20 protein-coding genes are annotated in these 18,203 nt (G+C 69.5%); 18 read left to right on the top strand and 2 right to left on the bottom strand.

Annotated features, from left to right (window positions below; all coding sequences use genetic code 11):
* The first annotated feature begins 1 nt into the window (after nt 1).
* The 16 genes from rplP to map all read left to right on the top strand — a co-directional run bounded on the left by rplP (nt 2) and on the right by map (nt 8,148).
* Complete coding sequence (rplP, locus tag C5H89_RS04705; protein WP_101525244.1) at nt 2-421, top strand: 50S ribosomal protein L16; 420 nt, start codon at nt 2-4, stop codon at nt 419-421.
* Nucleotides 421-669, top strand: coding sequence for a 50S ribosomal protein L29 (rpmC, locus tag C5H89_RS04710; protein WP_101525243.1), 249 nt, complete (start codon nt 421-423; stop codon nt 667-669). Before rplP ends, rpmC begins: the two co-directional genes overlap by 1 nt.
* Nucleotides 666-929 carry a 30S ribosomal protein S17 gene (gene rpsQ, locus C5H89_RS04715; RefSeq protein WP_101525242.1) on the top strand — a complete coding sequence of 88 codons (264 nt, stop codon included), beginning with the start codon at nt 666-668 and terminating at the stop codon, nt 927-929. The genes rpmC and rpsQ overlap by 4 nt, the downstream gene beginning before the upstream one ends.
* Nucleotides 930-1,035: 106 nt before the next feature.
* Complete coding sequence (gene rplN, locus C5H89_RS04720) at nt 1,036-1,404, top strand: 50S ribosomal protein L14 (protein ID WP_101525241.1); 369 nt, start codon at nt 1,036-1,038, stop codon at nt 1,402-1,404.
* Complete coding sequence (rplX, locus tag C5H89_RS04725) at nt 1,404-1,769, top strand: 50S ribosomal protein L24 (RefSeq protein ID WP_101525240.1); 366 nt, start codon at nt 1,404-1,406, stop codon at nt 1,767-1,769. Before rplN ends, rplX begins: the two co-directional genes overlap by 1 nt.
* A 2-nt stretch (nt 1,770-1,771) precedes the next feature.
* Nucleotides 1,772-2,344, top strand: a complete 573-nt coding sequence (gene rplE, locus C5H89_RS04730; protein ID WP_101525239.1) for a 50S ribosomal protein L5 — start codon at nt 1,772-1,774, stop codon at nt 2,342-2,344.
* A 1-nt stretch (nt 2,345) separates the two neighbouring features.
* On the top strand, nt 2,346-2,531 hold the full coding sequence (locus tag C5H89_RS04735) for a type Z 30S ribosomal protein S14 (RefSeq protein WP_011757321.1): 186 nt from the start codon (nt 2,346-2,348) through the stop codon (nt 2,529-2,531).
* A gap of 67 nt (nt 2,532-2,598) precedes the next feature.
* On the top strand, nt 2,599-3,006 hold the full coding sequence (gene rpsH / locus C5H89_RS04740; RefSeq protein WP_101525238.1) for a 30S ribosomal protein S8: 408 nt from the start codon (nt 2,599-2,601) through the stop codon (nt 3,004-3,006).
* A 25-nt stretch (nt 3,007-3,031) separates the two neighbouring features.
* Nucleotides 3,032-3,574: a 50S ribosomal protein L6 gene (gene rplF, locus C5H89_RS04745; protein WP_104105919.1), complete on the top strand. Its 543-nt coding sequence runs from the start codon at nt 3,032-3,034 to the stop codon at nt 3,572-3,574.
* Nucleotides 3,575-3,577: 3 nt separating this feature from the next.
* A complete protein-coding gene (gene rplR / locus C5H89_RS04750; RefSeq protein ID WP_101525236.1) occupies nt 3,578-3,961 on the top strand; it encodes a 50S ribosomal protein L18 in 384 nt (127 codons plus the stop codon).
* A gap of 37 nt (nt 3,962-3,998) precedes the next feature.
* Nucleotides 3,999-4,592, top strand: a complete 594-nt coding sequence (gene rpsE, locus C5H89_RS04755) for a 30S ribosomal protein S5 (protein ID WP_101525235.1) — start codon at nt 3,999-4,001, stop codon at nt 4,590-4,592.
* Nucleotides 4,592-4,774, top strand: a complete 183-nt coding sequence (gene rpmD / locus C5H89_RS04760; RefSeq protein WP_101525234.1) for a 50S ribosomal protein L30 — start codon at nt 4,592-4,594, stop codon at nt 4,772-4,774. Before rpsE ends, rpmD begins: the two co-directional genes overlap by 1 nt.
* 1 nt (nt 4,775) lies before the next feature.
* A complete protein-coding gene (gene rplO / locus C5H89_RS04765; RefSeq protein ID WP_104105920.1) occupies nt 4,776-5,216 on the top strand; it encodes a 50S ribosomal protein L15 in 441 nt (146 codons plus the stop codon).
* 219 nt (nt 5,217-5,435) lie between these two features.
* Nucleotides 5,436-6,731 carry a preprotein translocase subunit SecY gene (gene secY / locus C5H89_RS04770; RefSeq protein ID WP_101525232.1) on the top strand — a complete coding sequence of 432 codons (1,296 nt, stop codon included), beginning with the start codon at nt 5,436-5,438 and terminating at the stop codon, nt 6,729-6,731.
* Complete coding sequence (locus C5H89_RS04775; protein ID WP_104105921.1) at nt 6,731-7,306, top strand: adenylate kinase; 576 nt, start codon at nt 6,731-6,733, stop codon at nt 7,304-7,306. Before secY ends, C5H89_RS04775 begins: the two co-directional genes overlap by 1 nt.
* Nucleotides 7,307-7,320: 14 nt before the next feature.
* Nucleotides 7,321-8,148, top strand: coding sequence for a type I methionyl aminopeptidase (gene map, locus C5H89_RS04780; protein WP_104105922.1), 828 nt, complete (start codon nt 7,321-7,323; stop codon nt 8,146-8,148).
* Nucleotides 8,149-8,157: 9 nt separating this feature from the next.
* Here map and C5H89_RS04785 read toward each other — a convergent pair whose 3' ends face one another.
* On the bottom strand, nt 8,158-9,537 hold the full coding sequence (locus C5H89_RS04785) for a serine/threonine-protein kinase (RefSeq protein WP_162799210.1): 1,380 nt from the start codon (nt 9,535-9,537) through the stop codon (nt 8,158-8,160).
* The gene (locus tag C5H89_RS18840) at nt 9,534-10,751 is read right to left on the bottom strand and encodes an FHA domain-containing protein (protein WP_162799211.1); all 1,218 of its coding nucleotides are present in this window, start codon (nt 10,749-10,751) and stop codon (nt 9,534-9,536) included. The genes C5H89_RS04785 and C5H89_RS18840 overlap by 4 nt, the downstream gene beginning before the upstream one ends.
* 203 nt (nt 10,752-10,954) lie before the next feature.
* Between C5H89_RS18840 and C5H89_RS19075 the strand changes: the two genes are divergently transcribed.
* Together C5H89_RS19075 and C5H89_RS04795 are read left to right on the top strand one after the other, a co-directional pair.
* A complete protein-coding gene (locus C5H89_RS19075; protein WP_104105924.1) occupies nt 10,955-17,182 on the top strand; it encodes an Ig-like domain-containing protein in 6,228 nt (2,075 codons plus the stop codon).
* Between the two features lie 49 nt (nt 17,183-17,231).
* Nucleotides 17,232-18,200: a MoxR family ATPase gene (locus tag C5H89_RS04795; protein WP_104105925.1), complete on the top strand. Its 969-nt coding sequence runs from the start codon at nt 17,232-17,234 to the stop codon at nt 18,198-18,200.
* Nucleotides 18,201-18,203 lie beyond the last annotated feature (3 nt).

The raw sequence follows: 18,203 nt of genomic DNA on the forward strand, positions 1-18,203 counted from the left end.
CATGTTGATGCCCCGTCGAGTCAAGCACCGCAAGCAGCACCACCCCAAGCGGACCGGTGCGGCCAAGGGTGGAACGAAGATCGCCTTCGGCGACTTCGGCATCCAGGCGGTCGAGGGTCACTACGTCACGAACCGACAGATCGAGTCTGCTCGTATCGCGATGACCCGCCACATCAAGCGTGGCGGAAAGGTCTGGATCAACATCTACCCGGACCGCCCGCTGACCAAGAAGCCTGCCGAGACCCGCATGGGATCCGGTAAGGGTTCTCCCGAGTGGTGGGTGGCGAACGTCAAGCCCGGCCGCGTCATGTTCGAACTTTCCGGAGTCACCGAGGAGGTTGCTCGCGAGGCCATGCGCCGCGCGATGCACAAGCTCCCGATGAAGTGCCGGTTCATTTCCCGCGAGGCCGGTGAATTCTGATGAGCGACAAGATGAGCGTGAACACGCTCGACGAGCTGGGTGCCGAGGATCTCGAGACCAAGCTGCGAGAGGCCAAGGAGGAGCTCTTCAACCTCCGTTTCCAGTCGGCCACCGGCCAGCTGGACAACAACGGTCGGCTCCGCACGGTCAAGAAGGACATCGCCCGGATCTACACGGTGCTGCGCGAGCGTGAGCTCGGCATCCGCACCGCGCCCGGCGCCGAGAACAAGGAAGAGGCCACCGCATGAGCGAGGCAGTCCGCAACGCCCGCAAGACCCGTGAGGGCCTGGTCGTCAGCGACAAGATGGACAAGACCATCGTGGTCTCCGTCGAGGACCGCGTGAAGCACGCGCTCTACGGCAAGGTCATGCGCCGCACCTCCAAGCTCAAGGCGCACGACGAGACCAACGAGTGCGGCATCGGCGACCGGGTCCTGATCATGGAGACCCGCCCGCTGTCCGCGACCAAGCGCTGGCGCGTGGTCCAGGTCCTCGAAAAGGCCAAGTGACTCCCGGGTCGTCGTTCCTGACGGCCTACCTGATACCAACCACTAGTTCGGCAAGGCTCGCCCGTCCTCGGACGGCGAGAACCGGCGCGACAACCAGGAGAAACCAATGATCCAGCAGGAGTCGCGACTCAAGGTCGCCGACAACACCGGTGCGAAGGAGATCCTTTGCATCCGTGTTCTCGGTGGTTCGGGTCGCCGCTACGCGGGTATCGGCGACACGATCGTCGCCACCGTCAAGGACGCGATCCCCGGTGGCAACGTGAAGAAGGGTGACGTCGTCAAGGCCGTCATCGTGCGCACCGTCAAGGAGCGCCGCCGCCCGGACGGCTCGTACATCAAGTTCGACGAGAACGCCGCCGTCATCCTCAAGACCGACGGAGAGCCGCGAGGCACTCGCATCTTCGGCCCCGTGGGCCGCGAGCTGCGCGAGAAGAAGTTCATGAAGATCATCTCGCTGGCCCCGGAGGTGCTGTGATGACGAAGAAGGCACCGCACGTGAACATCAAGAAGGGTGACACCGTCAAGGTGATCGCCGGCAAGGACAAGGGCGCCCAGGGCAAGGTCATCTCGGTGCTCCGCGAGGAGCAGCGGGTGATCGTCGAGGGTGTGAACCGCATCAAGCGTCACACCAAGGTCGTCAACTCCGGCGCCGGCAACACCGGTGGCATCATCACGGCCGAGGCACCGATCCACGTCTCCAACGTGATGCTGGTCGAGGACGACGGCGTCAGCCGGGTCGCCTTCCGCCGCGACGACGTGACCAAGAAGCGCAACGACGGCTCGACGTACAGCGCCCAGCGCAGCGTCCGGGTCTCGCGCAAGACCGGGAAGGAGATCTGACGATGGCTGAGTCCACCACCGGGGAGCACACCATTCCCCGTCTGAAGACCCGCTACCGCGAGGAGATCCTCCCCGCGCTGCAGTCCGAGTTCGAGATCAAGAACGTCATGCAGGTCCCTGGCCTCACCAAGGTCGTGGTCAACATGGGTGTCGGCGAGGCAGCTCGCGACTCCAAGCTGATCGAGGGCGCCATCAAGGACCTCACGGCCATCACCGGCCAGAAGCCCATGGTGACGAAGGCCCGCAAGTCGATCGCGCAGTTCAAGCTGCGCGAGGGCATGCCCATCGGTGCCCACGTCACCCTGCGGGGCGACCGCATGTGGGAGTTCATGGACCGGCTGCTCTCGCTGGCCCTGCCCCGCATCCGTGACTTCCGCGGCCTGTCGCCCAAGCAGTTCGACGGTCGTGGCAACTACACCTTCGGTCTCACCGAGCAGGTCATGTTCCACGAGATCGACCAGGACAAGATCGACCGGTCGCGCGGCATGGACATCACGGTCGTGACCACCGCCACCAACGACGACGAGGGTCGGGCGCTGCTCAAGCAGCTCGGCTTCCCGTTCAAGGAGAACTGACATGGCGAAGACTGCTCTGAAGGTGAAGGCGGCTCGCAAGCCGAAGTTCGCCGTGCGCGGATACACCCGTTGCCAGCGGTGCGGACGACCCAAGGCCGTCTACCGCAAGTTCGGCCTGTGCCGCATCTGCCTGCGGGAAATGGCGCACCGGGGCGAGCTGCCCGGCGTGACCAAGTCCTCCTGGTAATCCACCTACTTCAAACCCTGAAGGTCCCGCTCGCGGGAAACCACAGAGAGAAAGGGCCGATTAGGCCATGACCATGACTGACCCGATCGCAGACATGCTTACTCGTCTGCGCAACGCCAACCAGGCGTACCACGACGCGGTGAAGATGCCGTACAGCAAGCTCAAGGAAGGCGTCGCCGAGATCCTTCGGGAGCAGGGGTACATCACCTCCTACGACGTCACCGAGCCCGCCGAGGGCGAGGTGGGCAAGACGCTCCACATCACCCTCAAGTACGGCCGGAACCGCGAGCGCTCCATCGCCGGTGTGCGCCGCATCAGCAAGCCGGGCCTCCGCGTCTACGCGAAGAGCACCGGCCTGCCCAAGGTCCTCGGTGGCATGGGCGTCGCGATCATCTCGACGAGCCAGGGCCTGCTGACCGACCGCCAGGCAAACCAGAAGGGCGTGGGTGGGGAAGTCCTCGCCTACGTCTGGTAACGACGAGACCGAAGGAGGAACGACAATGTCACGAATTGGCAGGCTTCCCATCACGGTCCCGTCGGGCGTCGATGTCGCCATCGACAACGCCCTGGTGACCGTCAAGGGACCCAAGGGCACCCTGAGCCACTCCGTCGCGACGCCCATCACGGTGTCGCGGAGCGACGAGGGCGTGCTCGAGGTCCAGCGCCCCAACGACGAGCGTGAGAGCCGCTCGCTGCACGGGCTGACCCGCACCCTGATCAACAACATGGTGATCGGCGTGACCGAGGGCTACGAGAAGAAGCTCGAGATCGTCGGCGTGGGTTACCGCGTGCTCCCCAAGAGCCCGACGCAGCTGGAGTTCCAGCTCGGCTACTCGCACCCCATCGTGGTCGATGCCCCCGAGGGCATCACCTTCACCGTTGAGGGTCCGACCAAGCTCGGTGTCCTCGGCATCGACAAGCAGCTGGTCGGTGAGACCGCTGCGAAGATTCGCAAGCTTCGCAAGCCCGAGCCCTACAAGGGCAAGGGCGTGCGTTACGCCGGCGAGCAGGTCCGCCGCAAGGTCGGAAAGGCTGGTAAGTAGCACATGGGTATCTCGCTCTCCAACAACAAGCACACCGCTGGTCGGGTCAAGTCCCGGCTCAAGCGGCAGATGCGTGGCCGCAAGAAGGTCTCCGGCACCGCCGAGCGTCCCCGCCTGGTCGTCACCCGTTCCGCCAAGCACATCAGCGTGCAGGTGGTCGACGACCTGGTCGGCAAGACCCTGGCCTACGCCTCCACCATGGAGGCGGACGTCCGCTCGGAGTCCGGCGACAAGACGGCCAAGGCGAAGAAGGTCGGCGCACTCGTGGCCGAGCGTGCCAAGGCTGCTGGTGTCGACGGCGTGGTCTTCGACCGTGCCGGCAACAAGTACCACGGCCGCGTCGCGGCCCTGGCCGACGCCGCCCGCGAGGGCGGGCTGGCTTTCTGATCGCAAGACAAGCAAGAAAGAGAAGAGGAAGAGTCTCATGAGCGGAGCCCAGCGCGGACAGCGCGGAGGCGAGCGCCGTGGCAACCGCGACGATCGTCGTGGTGGCCAGGCCGAGAAGACCGCCTACATCGAGCGCGTCGTTGCGATCAACCGAGTCGCCAAGGTCGTGAAGGGTGGTCGTCGCTTCAGCTTCACCGCCCTCGTGATCGTGGGTGACGGCGAAGGTCTCGTTGGCGTCGGCTACGGCAAGGCGAAGGAAGTTCCCGCGGCGATCGCCAAGGGTGTCGAGGAGGCCAAGAAGCACTTCTTCAAGGTTCCTCGCATCCAGGGCACCATCCCGCACCCCGTGCAGGGGGAGAAGGCGGCTGGCGTCGTCATGCTCCGTCCTGCCGCCCCTGGTACCGGTGTCATCGCCGGTGGCCCGGTGCGTGCGGTGCTGGAGTGCGCGGGAATCCATGACGTGCTGAGCAAGTCGCTCGGTTCGTCCAACCAGATCAACATCGTCCACGCGACGGTCGCGGCGCTGCAGATGCTCGAGGAGCCGGAGCAGGTCGCTGCTCGTCGTGGGCTCACCGTCGAGCAGGTCACGCCGGCTGCGATCCTGCGGGCCCGGGCGGAGGTGTCATCCTGATGGCACAGCTCAAGGTCCAGCAGAAGCGCGGGCTGGTCGGCCTGAAGGCCAACCAGCGCGAGACGCTGCGCACGCTCGGTCTCAAGCGGATCGGCGACGTCGTCGTCAAGGAGGACCGCCCGGAGATCCGGGGCATGGTCAACACGGTCCGTCACCTGGTGACGGTAGAGGAGGTGGAGTGATATGACGCTCAAGCTGCACCACCTGCGTCCGGCTCCCGGTGCGAAGACTGCCAAGACCCGTGTGGGCCGTGGTGAGGGTTCCAAGGGTAAGACCTCGGGTCGCGGTACCAAGGGCACCAAGGCTCGCTACCAGGTCCCGGTCGCCTTCGAGGGTGGCCAGATGCCCATCCACATGCGGCTCCCCAAGCTGAAGGGGTTCAAGAACCCCTTCAAGGTGGAGTTCCAGGTCGTCAACCTCGACAGCCTGAACGCACTCTTCCCCTCGGGTGGAGTCGTCGGCATCGAGGACCTGATCGCCAAGGGCGCAGTCCGCAAGGGCCACCCGGTCAAGGTGCTCGGTCAGGGCGAGATCACGGTCGCGCTCCAGGTGAGCGCCAACGCGTTCTCGGCTTCGGCCAAGTCCAAGATCGAGGCCGCGGGCGGCACCACCACGGTGGTCTGACCCAACCTCGACACAGAGCAACGAGTGCGGGGCTCGTCCTAGCCGCCATGTGCGGCGAGGACGGGCCCCGTACTCGTGTCCGAGGGGTGCACGGCACCCTGTTAGGCTTCCCCGGGTCCTCGGGACGGCAGATCGAGCGCTGCTCGGCCTCCTCGAGGGCCGAGAGCCGGTGATCGGCCCGAGGCCGGACCACCGAAACCGTTGAGAGAAGAGGGACCAGTGCTAGGCGCGTTCGCCAACGCTTTCCGCACGCCGGACCTGCGGCGCAAGCTGCTGTTCGTGCTGCTGATCATCACGCTCTTCCGACTCGGCTCGCAGGTGCCGGCACCCGGTGTCAACGTCGCGAACGTGCAGTCCTGTCTCTCCGCTGTCGAGGACCAGGGCATCTACAGCCTGATCAACATGTTCTCCGGTGGTGCGCTGCTCCAGCTCACCATCTTCGCGCTCGGGATCATGCCGTACATCACCGCCAGCATCATCCTGCAGCTGCTCGTCGTGGTGATCCCACGGCTGGAGACGCTGAAGAAGGAGGGGCAGGCCGGTCAGACGAAGATCACTCAGTACACCCGCTACCTGACGCTGGGCCTCGCGCTGCTCCAGGCCACCGGCATCGTCGCGCTGGCCCGCTCGGGCAACCTGCTCCCGCAGTGCAACCAGGACCTGCTGCACAGCGACTCCACCGGCACGTTCCTGATGCTTGTCGTGACCATGACCGCCGGCACCGCGGTCATCATGTGGCTCGGTGAGCTCATCACCGACCGCGGCATCGGCAACGGCATGTCGATCCTCATCTTCACCCAGGTGGTCGCCACCTTCCCCGGCTCGCTGTGGCAGGTGCAGCAGACCAAGGGCTGGTGGACCTTCGGGGCCGTGCTCGTGGTCGGCCTGGTCATCGTCGCCGCGGTCATCTTCATCGAGCAGGCACAGCGCCGCATCCCGGTGCAGTACGCGCGCCGCATGGTCGGGCGGAAGATGTTCGGCGGTTCCTCGACGTACATCCCGCTGAAGGTCAACCAGGCGGGCATCATCCCGGTCATCTTCGCCTCCTCGCTGCTCTACCTGCCGGCGATGGCGGTGCAGTTCAACCAGAGCACCGACAACCCGGTGCTGAAGTTCGTCAACAGGTACCTCGTCTCCGGCGACAACCCGGTCTACATGGCGACGTACTTCCTGATGATCATCTTCTTCACCTACTTCTACGTCTCGATCACCTTCAACCCCGAGGAGGTCGCCGACAACATGAAGAAGTACGGCGGCTTCATCCCCGGGATCAGGGCAGGCAAGCCCACCGAGCGCTACCTGTCGTACGTCCTGTCGCGCATCACGTTCCCCGGTGCCCTGTACCTCGGGCTGATCTCGTTGATCCCGCTGATCGCCCTGGCCCTGATCGGGGCCAACCAGAACTTCCCCTTCGGTGGTACCTCGATCCTGATCATGGTCGGCGTCGCCCTCGACACGGTGAAGCAGATCGAGAGCCAGCTGCAGCAGCGCAACTACGAAGGGTTCCTCAGCTAATGCGTCTGATCATCATGGGCCCGCCCGGAGCAGGTAAGGGCACCCAGGCCGCGTTCATCGCCCAGCGCTACGGCGTCCCGGCGATCTCGACCGGCGACATCTTCCGGGCCAACGTGTCCGAGGGCACCCCGCTCGGGCTCGAGGCGCAGCGCTTCATGGACGCGGGGGAGTACGTCCCCGACGAGGTCACCAACCGGATGGTGCGCAACCGTCTGGCCGAGGACGACGCCGCGTCGGGGTTCCTGCTCGACGGTTACCCGCGCACCGTGGCCCAGGTCGCTGAGCTCGACGGGATGATCGCCGACTCCGGCCACTCCCTGGATGCCGTGGTGGTGCTCACCGTGGACCCGGAGGAGATCGTGCAGCGTCTGCTGCAGCGCGCCCTGGTCGACGGCCGCACCGACGACACCGAGGACGTCATCCGGCGCCGGCAGGAGATCTACGCCGAGCAGACCCAGCCGCTGATCGGTGTCTACCGGGACCGTGACCTGCTGGTCGAGGTCGACGGCATGGGTGAGGTCGACGAGGTCACCGCCCGGGTGCTCAAGGCGCTCGACTCGATCTCCAAGCACTGACAGGGAGCCACCTCATGGCACTGCGCGACCGCGGCATCGAGATCAAGTCCGGCGAACAGATCGTCAAGATGCGCGCCGCCGGCCTGCTGGTGGGGCAGACCCTGGAGCTGTTGCGGGCCTCGGTACGCCCCGACGTCACCACCGGTGAGCTGGATGCGATCGCGGAGGACAACATCCGCTCGGGGGGCGGGATCCCGTCCTTCAAGGGCTACAGCCAGCCCCCGTTCCCCGCGAGCATCTGTGCCTCGGTGAACGACCAGGTGGTGCACGGCATCCCCGGCGACCGCACGTTGGTCGCTGGCGACGTCATCTCCATCGACTGCGGCGCGATCGTCGACGGCTGGCACGGGGACGCCGCCATCACCGTCGCGGTGGGCGAGGTCGCCCCCGAGGTCTCCCGGCTGATGGAGGTCACCCAGGAGAGCATGTGGCGGGGGATCGGGGCCGCCCGGATCGGCGGTCGCGTCACCGACATCGGCCATGCGGTCGAGACCTACGTGCGCAGCCAGGGGCCGTACGGGATCCTCGAGGACTACACCGGCCATGGCATCGGCACCCAGATGCACCAGCCCCCCAACGTGCCCAACTACGGGCGTCCCGGGCGGGGGGCCAAGCTGGTCCGGGGGCTCGCCCTGGCGGTGGAGCCGATGCTGACCCTGGGCACCAAGGAGACCGACCTCGACGAGGACGAGTGGACCGTGGTGACCGCCGATGGCTCGTGGTCCGCGCACTTCGAGCACACGTTCGCGCTCACCCCCACCGGGTCCTGGGTGCTCACGGCGCTCGATGGCGGCGAGGAGAAGCTGGCCGAGCTCGGTGTCCCGTTCGGCGGAGTCGCCTAGCCCGATCGGCTAGGCGCAGTCCTGGGCGCGGGGGGACTCCTCGTTGCCGCGCTGCAGCGTGACCGAGAGGCACACCCGCCGGCTGGAGGCCACGAAGTACGACGTCTTCCGGGTGCGCTTGTAGTCCCCGGTGTCATCACGCTGCAGGAGCCACCGGTCGCCCCGCTCGACGCCGCCGCCGACCGACCACTCGAAGCGCACGCCGTCCGCCTCCCGAGTGGCGCGCAGCGTGGGCGGCTGCTCCAGGACCCCGGGGAGCACGCTCATCGGGGTGCTGGTGGGCTCGGTGGTGCGCGGCTCCTCGCGGTCCTCGCCGCCACCGCGCAGCGCGAGGCCCCCCACCACACCGGCGAGCAGGACCACTGCGGTGACCGCCCAGAACGCGGCACCACGCGACGCCGGCGCCGCGTCGGCCTCAGGCGGCGGCAGGGCCGCACGCGGACGGCTGGCGGAGATCACGGTGACCGGCTTCATCACGGTGTGGTCCTCGACCGCCGTGGGCGTCACCTTCACCGCCTCGTCGGGGCGGTCCCCTTCCACGGCCACCGCGGTCCGGGGGAAGCCGGCGTCGGCCTCGATCCGCTGCAGTGCCCGGGCCAGGTCCAGCGCGCTCGCGGGGCGGTGCGCGGGGTCCTTGGCCAGGCACTGCTGCAGCAGCCGGTCGAGGGCCGGTGGCACGTCGGGGCGCTGGGTGGCCGGGGCCGTCGCGTGCAGGATCCGGGCGCTGAGCGCCCGCGTCGAGTTGTCGCCGTTGGGGATGGAGAAGGGGGAGCGGCCCACCAGCAGGTGCCAGATCGTGGCTCCCAGCGAGTAGACGTCCGAGGCCACGGACCCGTTGGAGCGTCCGTCGAGCATCTCCGGGGGTGACCAGGGGTAGGAGATGCGCACCTCCTGGTCGCTCGCCACGTCCTGGATGTGCCCGGCGATGCCGAAGTCGGTCAGTGCCGGCTCGTGGTAGGTGGTGACCAGCACGTTGCTCGGCTTGATGTCACGGTGCAGGATGCCGGAGCGGTGGGCGGTCTCGATCGCGCTGGCCAGCTTGATGCCCGTCGCGATGGCGTCCATCGGGCTCATCGGGTGCGAGCGCACCCGGATCCCCAGGTCCGGCGGCGGGCAGAACCGCATCACCAGGTAGGGGCGGCCGCCGTCCTCGGTCAGGCCGGCGGTGATCACCGAGACGATGTAGGGATGGTCGGCCAGGCGAGCCATCGCGTTGGCCTCGGCGGCGAAGAGCGACTTCTCCCGGTCGGTCAGCGGCACGTCGGGGCGGACCACCTTGACCGCAACCCGCTGCCGGGGCCACTCCTGCTCGTAGAGGAAGACGTCGGCGAAGCCGCCGCTGCCCAGGTGCTCCACGAAGGTGAAGCCGGGCAGGTACGGGGCGCTCACGGGCCGCTCACCCCCACCTCGGGGCCTACCTCGAAGCGGACCTCGTAGGTGTCGGCCAGGTCGAGAGCGTGACCGGGCTCCAGGACGTAGGGGTGGTCCTGAACCATGCGGACGGGGGCTTGGCCCGGGACCTTGAGCGTCGTACCGCCGCGGGAGCCGAGGTCGCGGGCGACCACGTCCCAGCCCTCGAGCGACAGGTGGAGGTGCATCCGGGACACGAAGGTGTGCTCGGCAGGGAGCGTCACCAGGTGCGGCCAGTCAGCCGGCGAGGTGGACATCGGCTGGGGCCGGCGACCGAGCACGACGGACCGGTCCAGCGGGACGACCTCGCCCGTGGGCAGGCGCAGGCCGCCGAGGGTCGGGCGGGGGACCCGCTGCGGGTGCTGCGGCGCGACCTGGGTGCGGCAGACCCGGCACAGGGCGGACGTGGGACGGGTCAGGTGACCCTGGGGGCACCACACGGCTTGCACGGTCTCGCCGGCCGGAGCGGCGGTGAGGTGCTCGGGACGGAAGACCGTGGAGCCGTCGTGGTCCTCGGCGGGTGCCTGGTCCGAGCCGGTCGGCACGGGGGTCCGGGGCTGCTGCTCCACGAGTGCCGGGGCCGCGTCGGCGATGCGGGCCATCAGTGCCGGGTCGGGCTCGGTGGTGTCCCGCGCCACCGAGTCGTCCGGGCGGGGCGTCGCCGGTCGAGGGGTGGAGGGTCGGGGGCGTCGGGGCGGCGGACCGGCGGGGCCCTTGGCCGCCAGGATCTCCTGGGGGATCCCGTCGATCAGCCCGGCACCGTTGTTCCCGGCAGCGGACCGCAGGGTCACCTCCGCGCTGCGGGCAGGGACCACGCCTCCGAGGAGCCGCCGCGCGGGGCCGCCGGCGGGAGTGATGACGGCCGGCGCGGACAGGGACAGGTGATGCCGCTGGCCCTCGACCCGCAGCCGGCCGGCGCCACGGCTGGTCGAGACGGGCGATCCGGACGTGAGGTCGAGCAGCACCAGGTCGGGCACCTCGCCGTCGAAGGCACGGTCGACGACCTCCATGACCCGCTCGGTCAACGGACGCGAGGCCGGCGGTGGGGGACCCTGGAGCATCGTCCAGAGCTCGTCGAGAACTCGCTCGTCGCCGGGGTCGGTGAGGAGGAGCCAGCGGCTGCCGGCCCCCAGCAGGACGCCGTCGCCCGCGACGTACCGGGTCTCCTCGACCACGCCGTCCTCCCCTCGCATCGCGCACCAGACTGCCACGGACGTGGGCCGTCCACCGGCAGAATGCAGACCATTGTGGCGAACGTCGGCCGCACCGCCGAAACGCAGGGACCATGTGAGCCCGCGAGTCTCGCCCAACGTGCGTGCGGGGACGAACCGTGTCGTACCCTAATCGCGCACTGGGGGGCACGGGACGAGGGGGAAGCGTGGCGCTACGGGGGTTCGTGCGTCGTCATCGTGCTGCCATCGCGTCCAACACCGCCCTGGTGCTCGCCGCGGGTGCCGTGCTCGGCTACGCGGTCTCTGCGGACGGCTACCGCAGCCACCGCACCGAGCTCAACGACGGTGGGATCTGGGTCACCAAGTCCGACAAGGGCTATTTCGGCCGGGTCAACAAGCCCATCGGGCGGCTGGACGGCGCCATCTACCTGGAGTCGGACGCGGACCTGGACGTCGTCCAGGACGGCGCCGCCGTCGCCGGGATCGACCGTCGGGCCGGCCGGATGGTCGGGATCGATCCCGCGGGCCTGGTGCTCACCGACGGTGCCGCCGCGGCACTGCCCGACGGCGCGCAGGTCCAGATGCGGGGCGGCACCCTGGCCAGTCTGGACCCGAGCTCCGGGGCGGTGTGGGGCTCGCGCTACGACCCGCAGGTCGGCACGCCGCTGGTCGGGGCCATCGATCAGCAGTCCGACCCGCTCGCGAAGGTCGGCAAGGCGGCGGCGCTCGCCGTCTCCACCTCCGGCACGGTGTACGTCGTTTCGGTGGACAAGGCGCGGCTGGCCACCTGGCACCCCGACGGGGCGGAGCTCGCAGATCCTGTCACCGAGGGTCTGCCCCGGGCGGCCGGCGAGCCCGGTGCCCTGACGGTGGTGGGGGACACCCCGGTGAGCCTCGACGCCGCGACCGGAGCGGTGGTCGCTCTCCAGGAGGAGGGCGTCTCGGCCACCGTCCCGACCGGCGGAGTGCTCCAGCAGCCGGGACCCGGTGCCGCCGACGTCCTGGTAGCCGCCCGCGGCGGGCTCACCTCCGTCGACCTGACCACGGGACGGAGCACCACGCTCGTCGAGGACGTGTCCGGCCGACCGGCCGAGCCCGTCCGCCTCGGCGCCTGCTCGTACGCCGCGTGGTCCGGTGGGCCCGGCTACGTCGCGACCATCTGCGGGGACGACGAGCCGGTGGTGGCCACGCTCACCGAGGACGCGACCGACCTGGTCTTCCGCGTCAACCGTGGCGAGGTCGTGCTCAACGACCGCGCCAGCGGTGCGGTCTGGGACCTCGACGCCGACGAGCCCCAGAAGATCGACAACTGGGAGGCGTTCACCAGCACCCGCAAGGTGCGCGACAAGGAGACCGAGGACGAGCAGCAGTCCCAGGGTGACACCCGCCCGCCGCAGGCCAAGGCCGACGACTTCGGGGCGCGTGCGGGTCGGACCAGCGTGCTGCACCCGCTCGACAACGACTCGGCGCCCGAGGGACGGCTGCTGGCCATCCGGGGCGTGGACAAGCCCACGATGCCGGGTGCGAAGGTCGGCATCAGCCCCGACCGGCAGACCTTGCAGATCTCGCTCCCGGCCGACGCCCGGGGCGTGGCGACGTTCGAGTACTACATCGACGACGGACGCAACCTGAGCGGGCATGCCACGGTCTCGGTGCGCGTGCGTGCCGCCGACGTCAACGCCGCACCCACGCTGCGCGAGGGGTTCGAGCCTCGCACCTGGCGGGTCCCGGCCGGCGGCTCGGTCGAGGTGCCCGTGCTGCCGGACTGGCGAGACCACGACGACAGCGACCCGTTGCTGCTGGAGTCGGCCAAGATCGTGACCCAGGGCGAGAGCGGCGCCACGGCCCGCTCCACCAACCACGGCAGGGTGCGGTTCACCGCCCCCAGGCGGGGCGGGGAGGTGCGCGTCGACTACGCCGTCTCCGACGGCCTGTCCGCGCCGGTGACCAAGTCCCTGCAGTTCGCGGTGCAGGACAAGTTCGAGCAGACCACCTACCCGGCGGTGGCCGCCCCTGACGTGGTCAGCGGAGAGGTAGGCAAGCCGATCATCGTGCGCCCGCTGGCCAACGACCTGCCGGGCAGCGACCCCTCCACCCCCGAGGCCGAGCTGGCCCTGGGCGGCAAGATCCCCGACCAGGCCGGCATCCGGATCCGCACCGACACCAACGCCGGCGTGGTCCGCGTGGACGCCGACAAGGCCGGCACCTACCTGCTCGACTACCAGGCGGCCTACGGCAACGCCGCCTTCGCCCGGGGCAAGATCCGCGTCGACGTGGTCCAGCCGCCGCCCAGGCCCGAGGACCCGGTGGCGATGCCCGACACCCTCACGCTCTACGGACAGGCGGCCGCGACCGTCGACGTCCTGGCCAACGACGTGGACCCGGCGGGCGGCATCCTGGTGGTCCAGCGCGCCCGGGCCGACCGCCCCGACCAGGTCGACGTGGCGATCGTGGACGGGCGCTGGCTGCGGATCTCGGCTCGTCAGGGGCAGCTGTCCAGCGCCCAGGTGGTGCGCTACACGATCAGCAACGGCGCCTCCTCGGGCGTCTCCGGCGAGGTCCTGGTCTCCCAGCGGCCACAGCCCGAGGACAACACGCCCGTCACCGCGCCGGACCGGGCGGTGGTGCGGGCCGGCTCGGTGGTGGTGCACCCGGTCCTGGACAACGACTTCAGCCCGTCGGGCGACCCGCTGCAGCTGGTCGGGGACGCCGTGCAGGGAGCCCCGGGACAGCTCGAGGTGCTGGCCCCGGCGGACTACAAGGGCAGCGCCGGTGCGGCGTACGTCTCGGGGCGCGTGATCCGCTACGTGGCACCCACCGACGTCAAGGAGCGCGAGGCCTTCTCGGTCCCCTACATCGCGCAGAACTCGACCGGCGAGACCGCCCAGGGGCGGCTCAACCTGGTCGTGGTGCCCGCCGGAGGTCCGAACACCGCGCCCGAGGCGCCCACCCTCGAGGGTCGGATGGTCGCGGGGGACACGCTGCGCCTGCGTCTGCCCGGCACGGGGGTCGACCCGGACGGCGACTCCGTCGTCATCACCGGCATTGCCTCACCCCCGGGACTGGGCCGGGTCATCGGGTTCGGCGCCAACTCCCTGGAGTTCCAGGCCTACCCGGACACGGCCGGGTCGGAGGAGTTCAGCTACACGGTGATGGACTCCCGAGGTGCCGCGGCCACCGGCACCGTGCGGGTGGCCGTGGTGCGTGCCAGTGCGCCGCAGCCTCCGGTGGCGGTGCCGGACGCGATCACCACCGCGCCCGGGGCCACCGCTCGTCTCGACGTGCTCGCCAACGACCAGATCGGTGCCGCCGACAACGTCACCATCGAGCTGGTGGACCCCCCGCAGGGCGTCTCCCTGGAGTCCGAGATCGGGCCGGTGGTCATCGAGGCGCCCGAGGCCGCCGGCGCCGACGTGGTCGAGGTCGTCTACGTGCTGAGCAACGGGATCGACGAGTCGCGGGCGAGCGCCACCCTGGCCACGATCGAGGGCTACAACAACCCGCCCATCGTGTACGACGCCTACGGCAGCGCCGACGACAGCGACGCGGTGCGGGTGAACCTCCTCGCCTCGGACGGGGAGCGCGCCGCAGCCTACGACCCAGACGGCGCCGAGGAGGACCTCCAGGTCACCGAGGTGTACGCCGACCCCGCGATCTACCAGCGCAAGGGCAACGTGCTCACGGTCCAGCGGGGCGAGGAGCCCCGGGTGGTCCCGTTCCGCGTCGAGGACGCGGCCGGCGGGGTGGCCTCGGCCTCCCTGTTCGTCCCGGCGACGGGCAGCGGCCGGCCCTACCTGCGCGAGGGAGCCTCCATCGACCTGGACGCCGGCAAGACCTCCAAGCACAAGCTCGGCGACTTCATCGCCAGCCCGACGGGCGGCGCGGTGGAGATCATCGGGCAGAACCGGATCTGGTCCTCGCCACGCACCCAGCTGACAGCGCGCAGCACCGGAGCCCAGGGCTTCGAGATCTCCGCGAAGGAGGACTACCGGGGTCCCGCGGCCGTTCTGGTCGAGGTCGTCCCTCGGCTCGAGGAGGACGGGACGGAGGACAGCGGCAGCCAGCAGCCCACGCTCATCACGATCCCGGTGCAGGTCGGTAGCGACAAGCCGGACCTGGAGTGCCCGACGACGCCGTTCGAGGTCGCCCAGGCCGACTCGATCTCCATCGACATCCAGTCGGTGTGCTACGTGTGGACCGCCGACCCGGCCGACCTGGTCGGGCTCGACTACACCGTGGAGTGGGCCAGCGAGGCCTCCGGCGTCAGCCTGGCCAACGACGGCGGCCCGGCGGTGCGGATCGCGGCCGCCGGTGAGGCGCGCGCCGGCTCGGAGGCTCGGATCACGGTCCGCGCCGGGAAGAGCGACCCCCAGACCCTCACCGTCCAGGTGGTGCGGGCCCCGTCGCCCTCCCTGGCCACCATTCCCGTCCCGGACATGCGACCCGGCACCAGCAAGGAGATCGACCTGGCGCGCTACCTCAAGCCGGGCGTCTCCGACGCCGACCCGCGGATCCTGGGGGTTCGCAGGGTCTCGGGCACCTCGGTGCAGGCCACCTCGTCCGGCTCGATGCTGCGGTTGAGCTCCCCGAAGGGAGCGCGGGGTCGGACCGAGCTGAGCGTCGAGATGACCGACGTCGCCGGCGACCCGGGCCCCGAGCGCCGGGTCACGGGACGCATCAGCATCGAGGTCCTCGACGTGCCGAGCGTGCCGGGGGCGCCGCAGGACATCAGCGTCCGCGACCGGGCGATCCGGCTCAGCTGGAGGCCGTCGGAGCCCCAGGGGGCACCCATCGACTACTACGAGGTGCGCGCCGTCAACGGCGGGGGAGGCACTCAGCGGTTCCGCACCAACGGAGGCGACTTCAAGGTCCCCACCAACGGCAAGCAGTACTCCTTCCAGGCCCGCGCCCACAACAAGGTGGGCTTCTCCGACTGGAGCGAGCGCTCCCGGTCCGCGGTGGCCGACATCGCTCCGGGGCGGGTGCCGTGGATCCGTCAGACGAGCCGGGGCGACAAGACCATGACGATCAGCTGGGGCGCGCCGCGCACCCAGACCTCGGAGATCCTCATGTACTACCTCACCTGGCCCGGCGGCAGCGCCGACGTGCCTGGTGACCTGAAGAGCTACGTCGTCCCCAACCTGGACAACAACAAGACCTACGTCTTCTCCATCCGCGCCCGGAACAAGGCCGACACCTCCGAGCCGCGGGTCTCCGAGCCCTTCCAGTCCCTGGGCACACCGCCGACCCCGTCGGGTCTGCGGCACACCGACCAGCAGACCGGCAAGAGCAGCACGGCGGTGCTCCTGCAGTGGAACGCCGTGCTCCCGGAGGGGCCGGGCCCCACGACGTACTCGGTCTCGGCCCGGGTCGCCGGCGGCGCCCCGGTGGTGCTGCCCGGCTGCTCGCGGATCGAGGCGAACTCGTGCCGCCAGTTCGACGTGCCCTACGACGGCCGCGCCTGGGAGTACACCGTCCAGGCGCACAACGCCGGCGGCAACACCTCGCCGGTCAGCGTCCCGGTGGTGTTCGAGGCGATCGGCGTCCCGTCGGCCTGGGGCGACTGGACCGGCTCGCCCACCGGCAAGGACAACGAGCTCGTGCTGTCCTACACCGTGCCGGAGGCACGAGGTGCGGTCAGCCAGGTCTCCGTGCTGGTGAACGGGGTGGTGACCGGGTCCTGGAACGAGACCGGTGCCCGCAGCCGCACCATCAACGTCCCGGACAACGCCAACGCGCACGCGGTCTCTCTGCGCCTGTGCAACGAGAACGCGGCGAACGTCGGATGCGCCACCAGCGGCACCAAGTACCTCCAGAGCTACGGCCGGCTGCAGTCCCAGCACCTCAACCGGCCGGTGGTGGGCGCGGTGTCGGGCAAGACGATCAACTTCAGCGTCGCCGGCTCGGGCAACGGGCGCCCGGTCGTCTTGCGGGTCTCGGTCAGCGACGGCCAGCAGGTACTGCTCGACACCAGCCGCAGCCTCGGCGCTGGGAACTTCAACGAGGGCTTCAGCGTGAACACCGCCGACTTCGAGCAGGGCGTCGAAATAAACGCCAGCCTCTTCGACCCCCAGGTCGGTCGCGGCGACCTCAGCAGTAGTCAGAGCGCGAAGTCGGCAGCACCTCCGCCTCCGACGATCAACCTGTCGCGCCAGCAGTGCTCCGACGACGCCAGCACCGGTCTGCCGGACTGCAGCGACAAGGGCGCCGAGGACGGGTGCACGGTCCCCAGCTGCGGGTTCCTCGTCATCACGACCCCGGACATGTACAGGGACTTCAACTGCACCATCGAGAACTCCACCGGCGGCGGCAGGACGCATCGCTTCTACCTGCTCAAGGACGGGCCGGTGTACATCACCAACCTGCTCTACCTCTCGGGCTACGTGACCGTGTCGTGTGATGAGGTCCTTGGCAACCGGGCCGCCGGAGCCACCACCTGGGAATGGAAATGACAGTGCGCCACCTCGACTCAGAGCACCTCAACGCAGAGCAAGGAACACCATGACGATCGCCGCCGAACAGGCCGAGTGGTTCCGCAAGACCTTCGACCAGCTGACCGACAACATGGAGAAGGCCGTGCTCGGCAAGCGCCACGTGGTCCGGCTGGCGCTCACCTGCCTGCTCTCGGAGGGGCACATCCTGCTCGAGGACGTCCCCGGCACCGGCAAGACGATGCTGGCGCGCGCGTTGGCCAACACGGTCCAGGGGAGCCACGCCCGGATCCAGTTCACCCCCGACCTGCTGCCCTCCGACGTCACCGGGGTCACGGTCTACGACCAGCACCAGGGGACCTTCCAGTTCCACCCCGGCCCGATCTTCCACACCATCGTGCTGGCCGACGAGATCAACCGGGCCTCGCCCAAGACGCAGTCGGCGCTGTTGGAGGTGATGGAGGAGGGCCGGGTCACCGTGGACGGCGTCCCGCACTCGGTGGGCCGCCCGTTCCTGGTGATCGCCACCCAGAACCCCATCGAGCAGGCCGGGACCTACCGCCTGCCCGAGGCGCAACTGGACCGGTTCCTGATGAAGACCTCGCTGGGCTACCCGGACCGGGCCGCGACCATCGAGCTGCTCGTCAACGCCAAGGTGCGCGACCGCGCCTCGCTGGTCACCCCGGTGATCACGGCCGAGACGATCGCCCAGATGAGCGGTCTCGCCGACGAGGTGTACGTCGACCCGGCGGTGGTGGGCTACGTGGCGGAGCTGGCGGAGGAGTCGCGCCGTCAGCCGCACGTCAAGCTCGGCCTCTCGCCCCGGGGGTGCCTGGCCTTCGTCCGGGTGGCCAAGACCTGGGCGGCCGCCGACGGGCGCGACCACGTCGTGCCCGACGACATCAAGGAGCTGGCCGAGCCGGTCCTGAGCCACCGGCTGCTGCTCGACGCCGAGGCCCAGTTCAGCGGGGTGAGCGTGGAGACCGTCATCAGTCGCCTGCTCGACGCGGTCTCGCCGCCCACCGACCGGGTGGCCTGAGGT

The sequence above is a fragment of the Nocardioides sp. 616 genome (assembly GCF_002930065.1).
Lineage (GTDB): Bacteria > Actinomycetota > Actinomycetes > Propionibacteriales > Nocardioidaceae > Nocardioides > Nocardioides houyundeii.

Bases quoted from the DNA above. Each gene is read 5' to 3' on its own strand.
- C5H89_RS18840 (WP_162799211.1), bottom strand. From the start codon at position 10,751: ATGCGAGGGGAGGACGGCGTGGTCGAGGAGACCCGGTACGTCGCGGGC.
- rplO (WP_104105920.1), top strand. From the start codon at position 4,776: ATGACGCTCAAGCTGCACCACCTGCGTCCGGCTCCCGGTGCGAAGACT.
- rpsQ (WP_101525242.1), top strand. From the start codon at position 666: ATGAGCGAGGCAGTCCGCAACGCCCGCAAGACCCGTGAGGGCCTGGTC.
- rpsE (WP_101525235.1), top strand. From the start codon at position 3,999: ATGAGCGGAGCCCAGCGCGGACAGCGCGGAGGCGAGCGCCGTGGCAAC.
- rpmD (WP_101525234.1), top strand. From the start codon at position 4,592: ATGGCACAGCTCAAGGTCCAGCAGAAGCGCGGGCTGGTCGGCCTGAAG.
- rplE (WP_101525239.1), top strand. From the start codon at position 1,772: ATGGCTGAGTCCACCACCGGGGAGCACACCATTCCCCGTCTGAAGACC.
- rplX (WP_101525240.1), top strand. From the start codon at position 1,404: ATGACGAAGAAGGCACCGCACGTGAACATCAAGAAGGGTGACACCGTC.
- rplF (WP_104105919.1), top strand. From the start codon at position 3,032: ATGTCACGAATTGGCAGGCTTCCCATCACGGTCCCGTCGGGCGTCGAT.
- rplR (WP_101525236.1), top strand. From the start codon at position 3,578: ATGGGTATCTCGCTCTCCAACAACAAGCACACCGCTGGTCGGGTCAAG.
- rpsH (WP_101525238.1), top strand. From the start codon at position 2,599: ATGACCATGACTGACCCGATCGCAGACATGCTTACTCGTCTGCGCAAC.
- C5H89_RS04735 (WP_011757321.1), top strand. From the start codon at position 2,346: ATGGCGAAGACTGCTCTGAAGGTGAAGGCGGCTCGCAAGCCGAAGTTC.
- C5H89_RS04775 (WP_104105921.1), top strand. From the start codon at position 6,731: ATGCGTCTGATCATCATGGGCCCGCCCGGAGCAGGTAAGGGCACCCAG.
- rplP (WP_101525244.1), top strand. From the start codon at position 2: ATGTTGATGCCCCGTCGAGTCAAGCACCGCAAGCAGCACCACCCCAAG.
- rplN (WP_101525241.1), top strand. From the start codon at position 1,036: ATGATCCAGCAGGAGTCGCGACTCAAGGTCGCCGACAACACCGGTGCG.
- C5H89_RS04795 (WP_104105925.1), top strand. From the start codon at position 17,232: ATGACGATCGCCGCCGAACAGGCCGAGTGGTTCCGCAAGACCTTCGAC.
- rpmC (WP_101525243.1), top strand. From the start codon at position 421: ATGAGCGACAAGATGAGCGTGAACACGCTCGACGAGCTGGGTGCCGAG.
- map (WP_104105922.1), top strand. From the start codon at position 7,321: ATGGCACTGCGCGACCGCGGCATCGAGATCAAGTCCGGCGAACAGATC.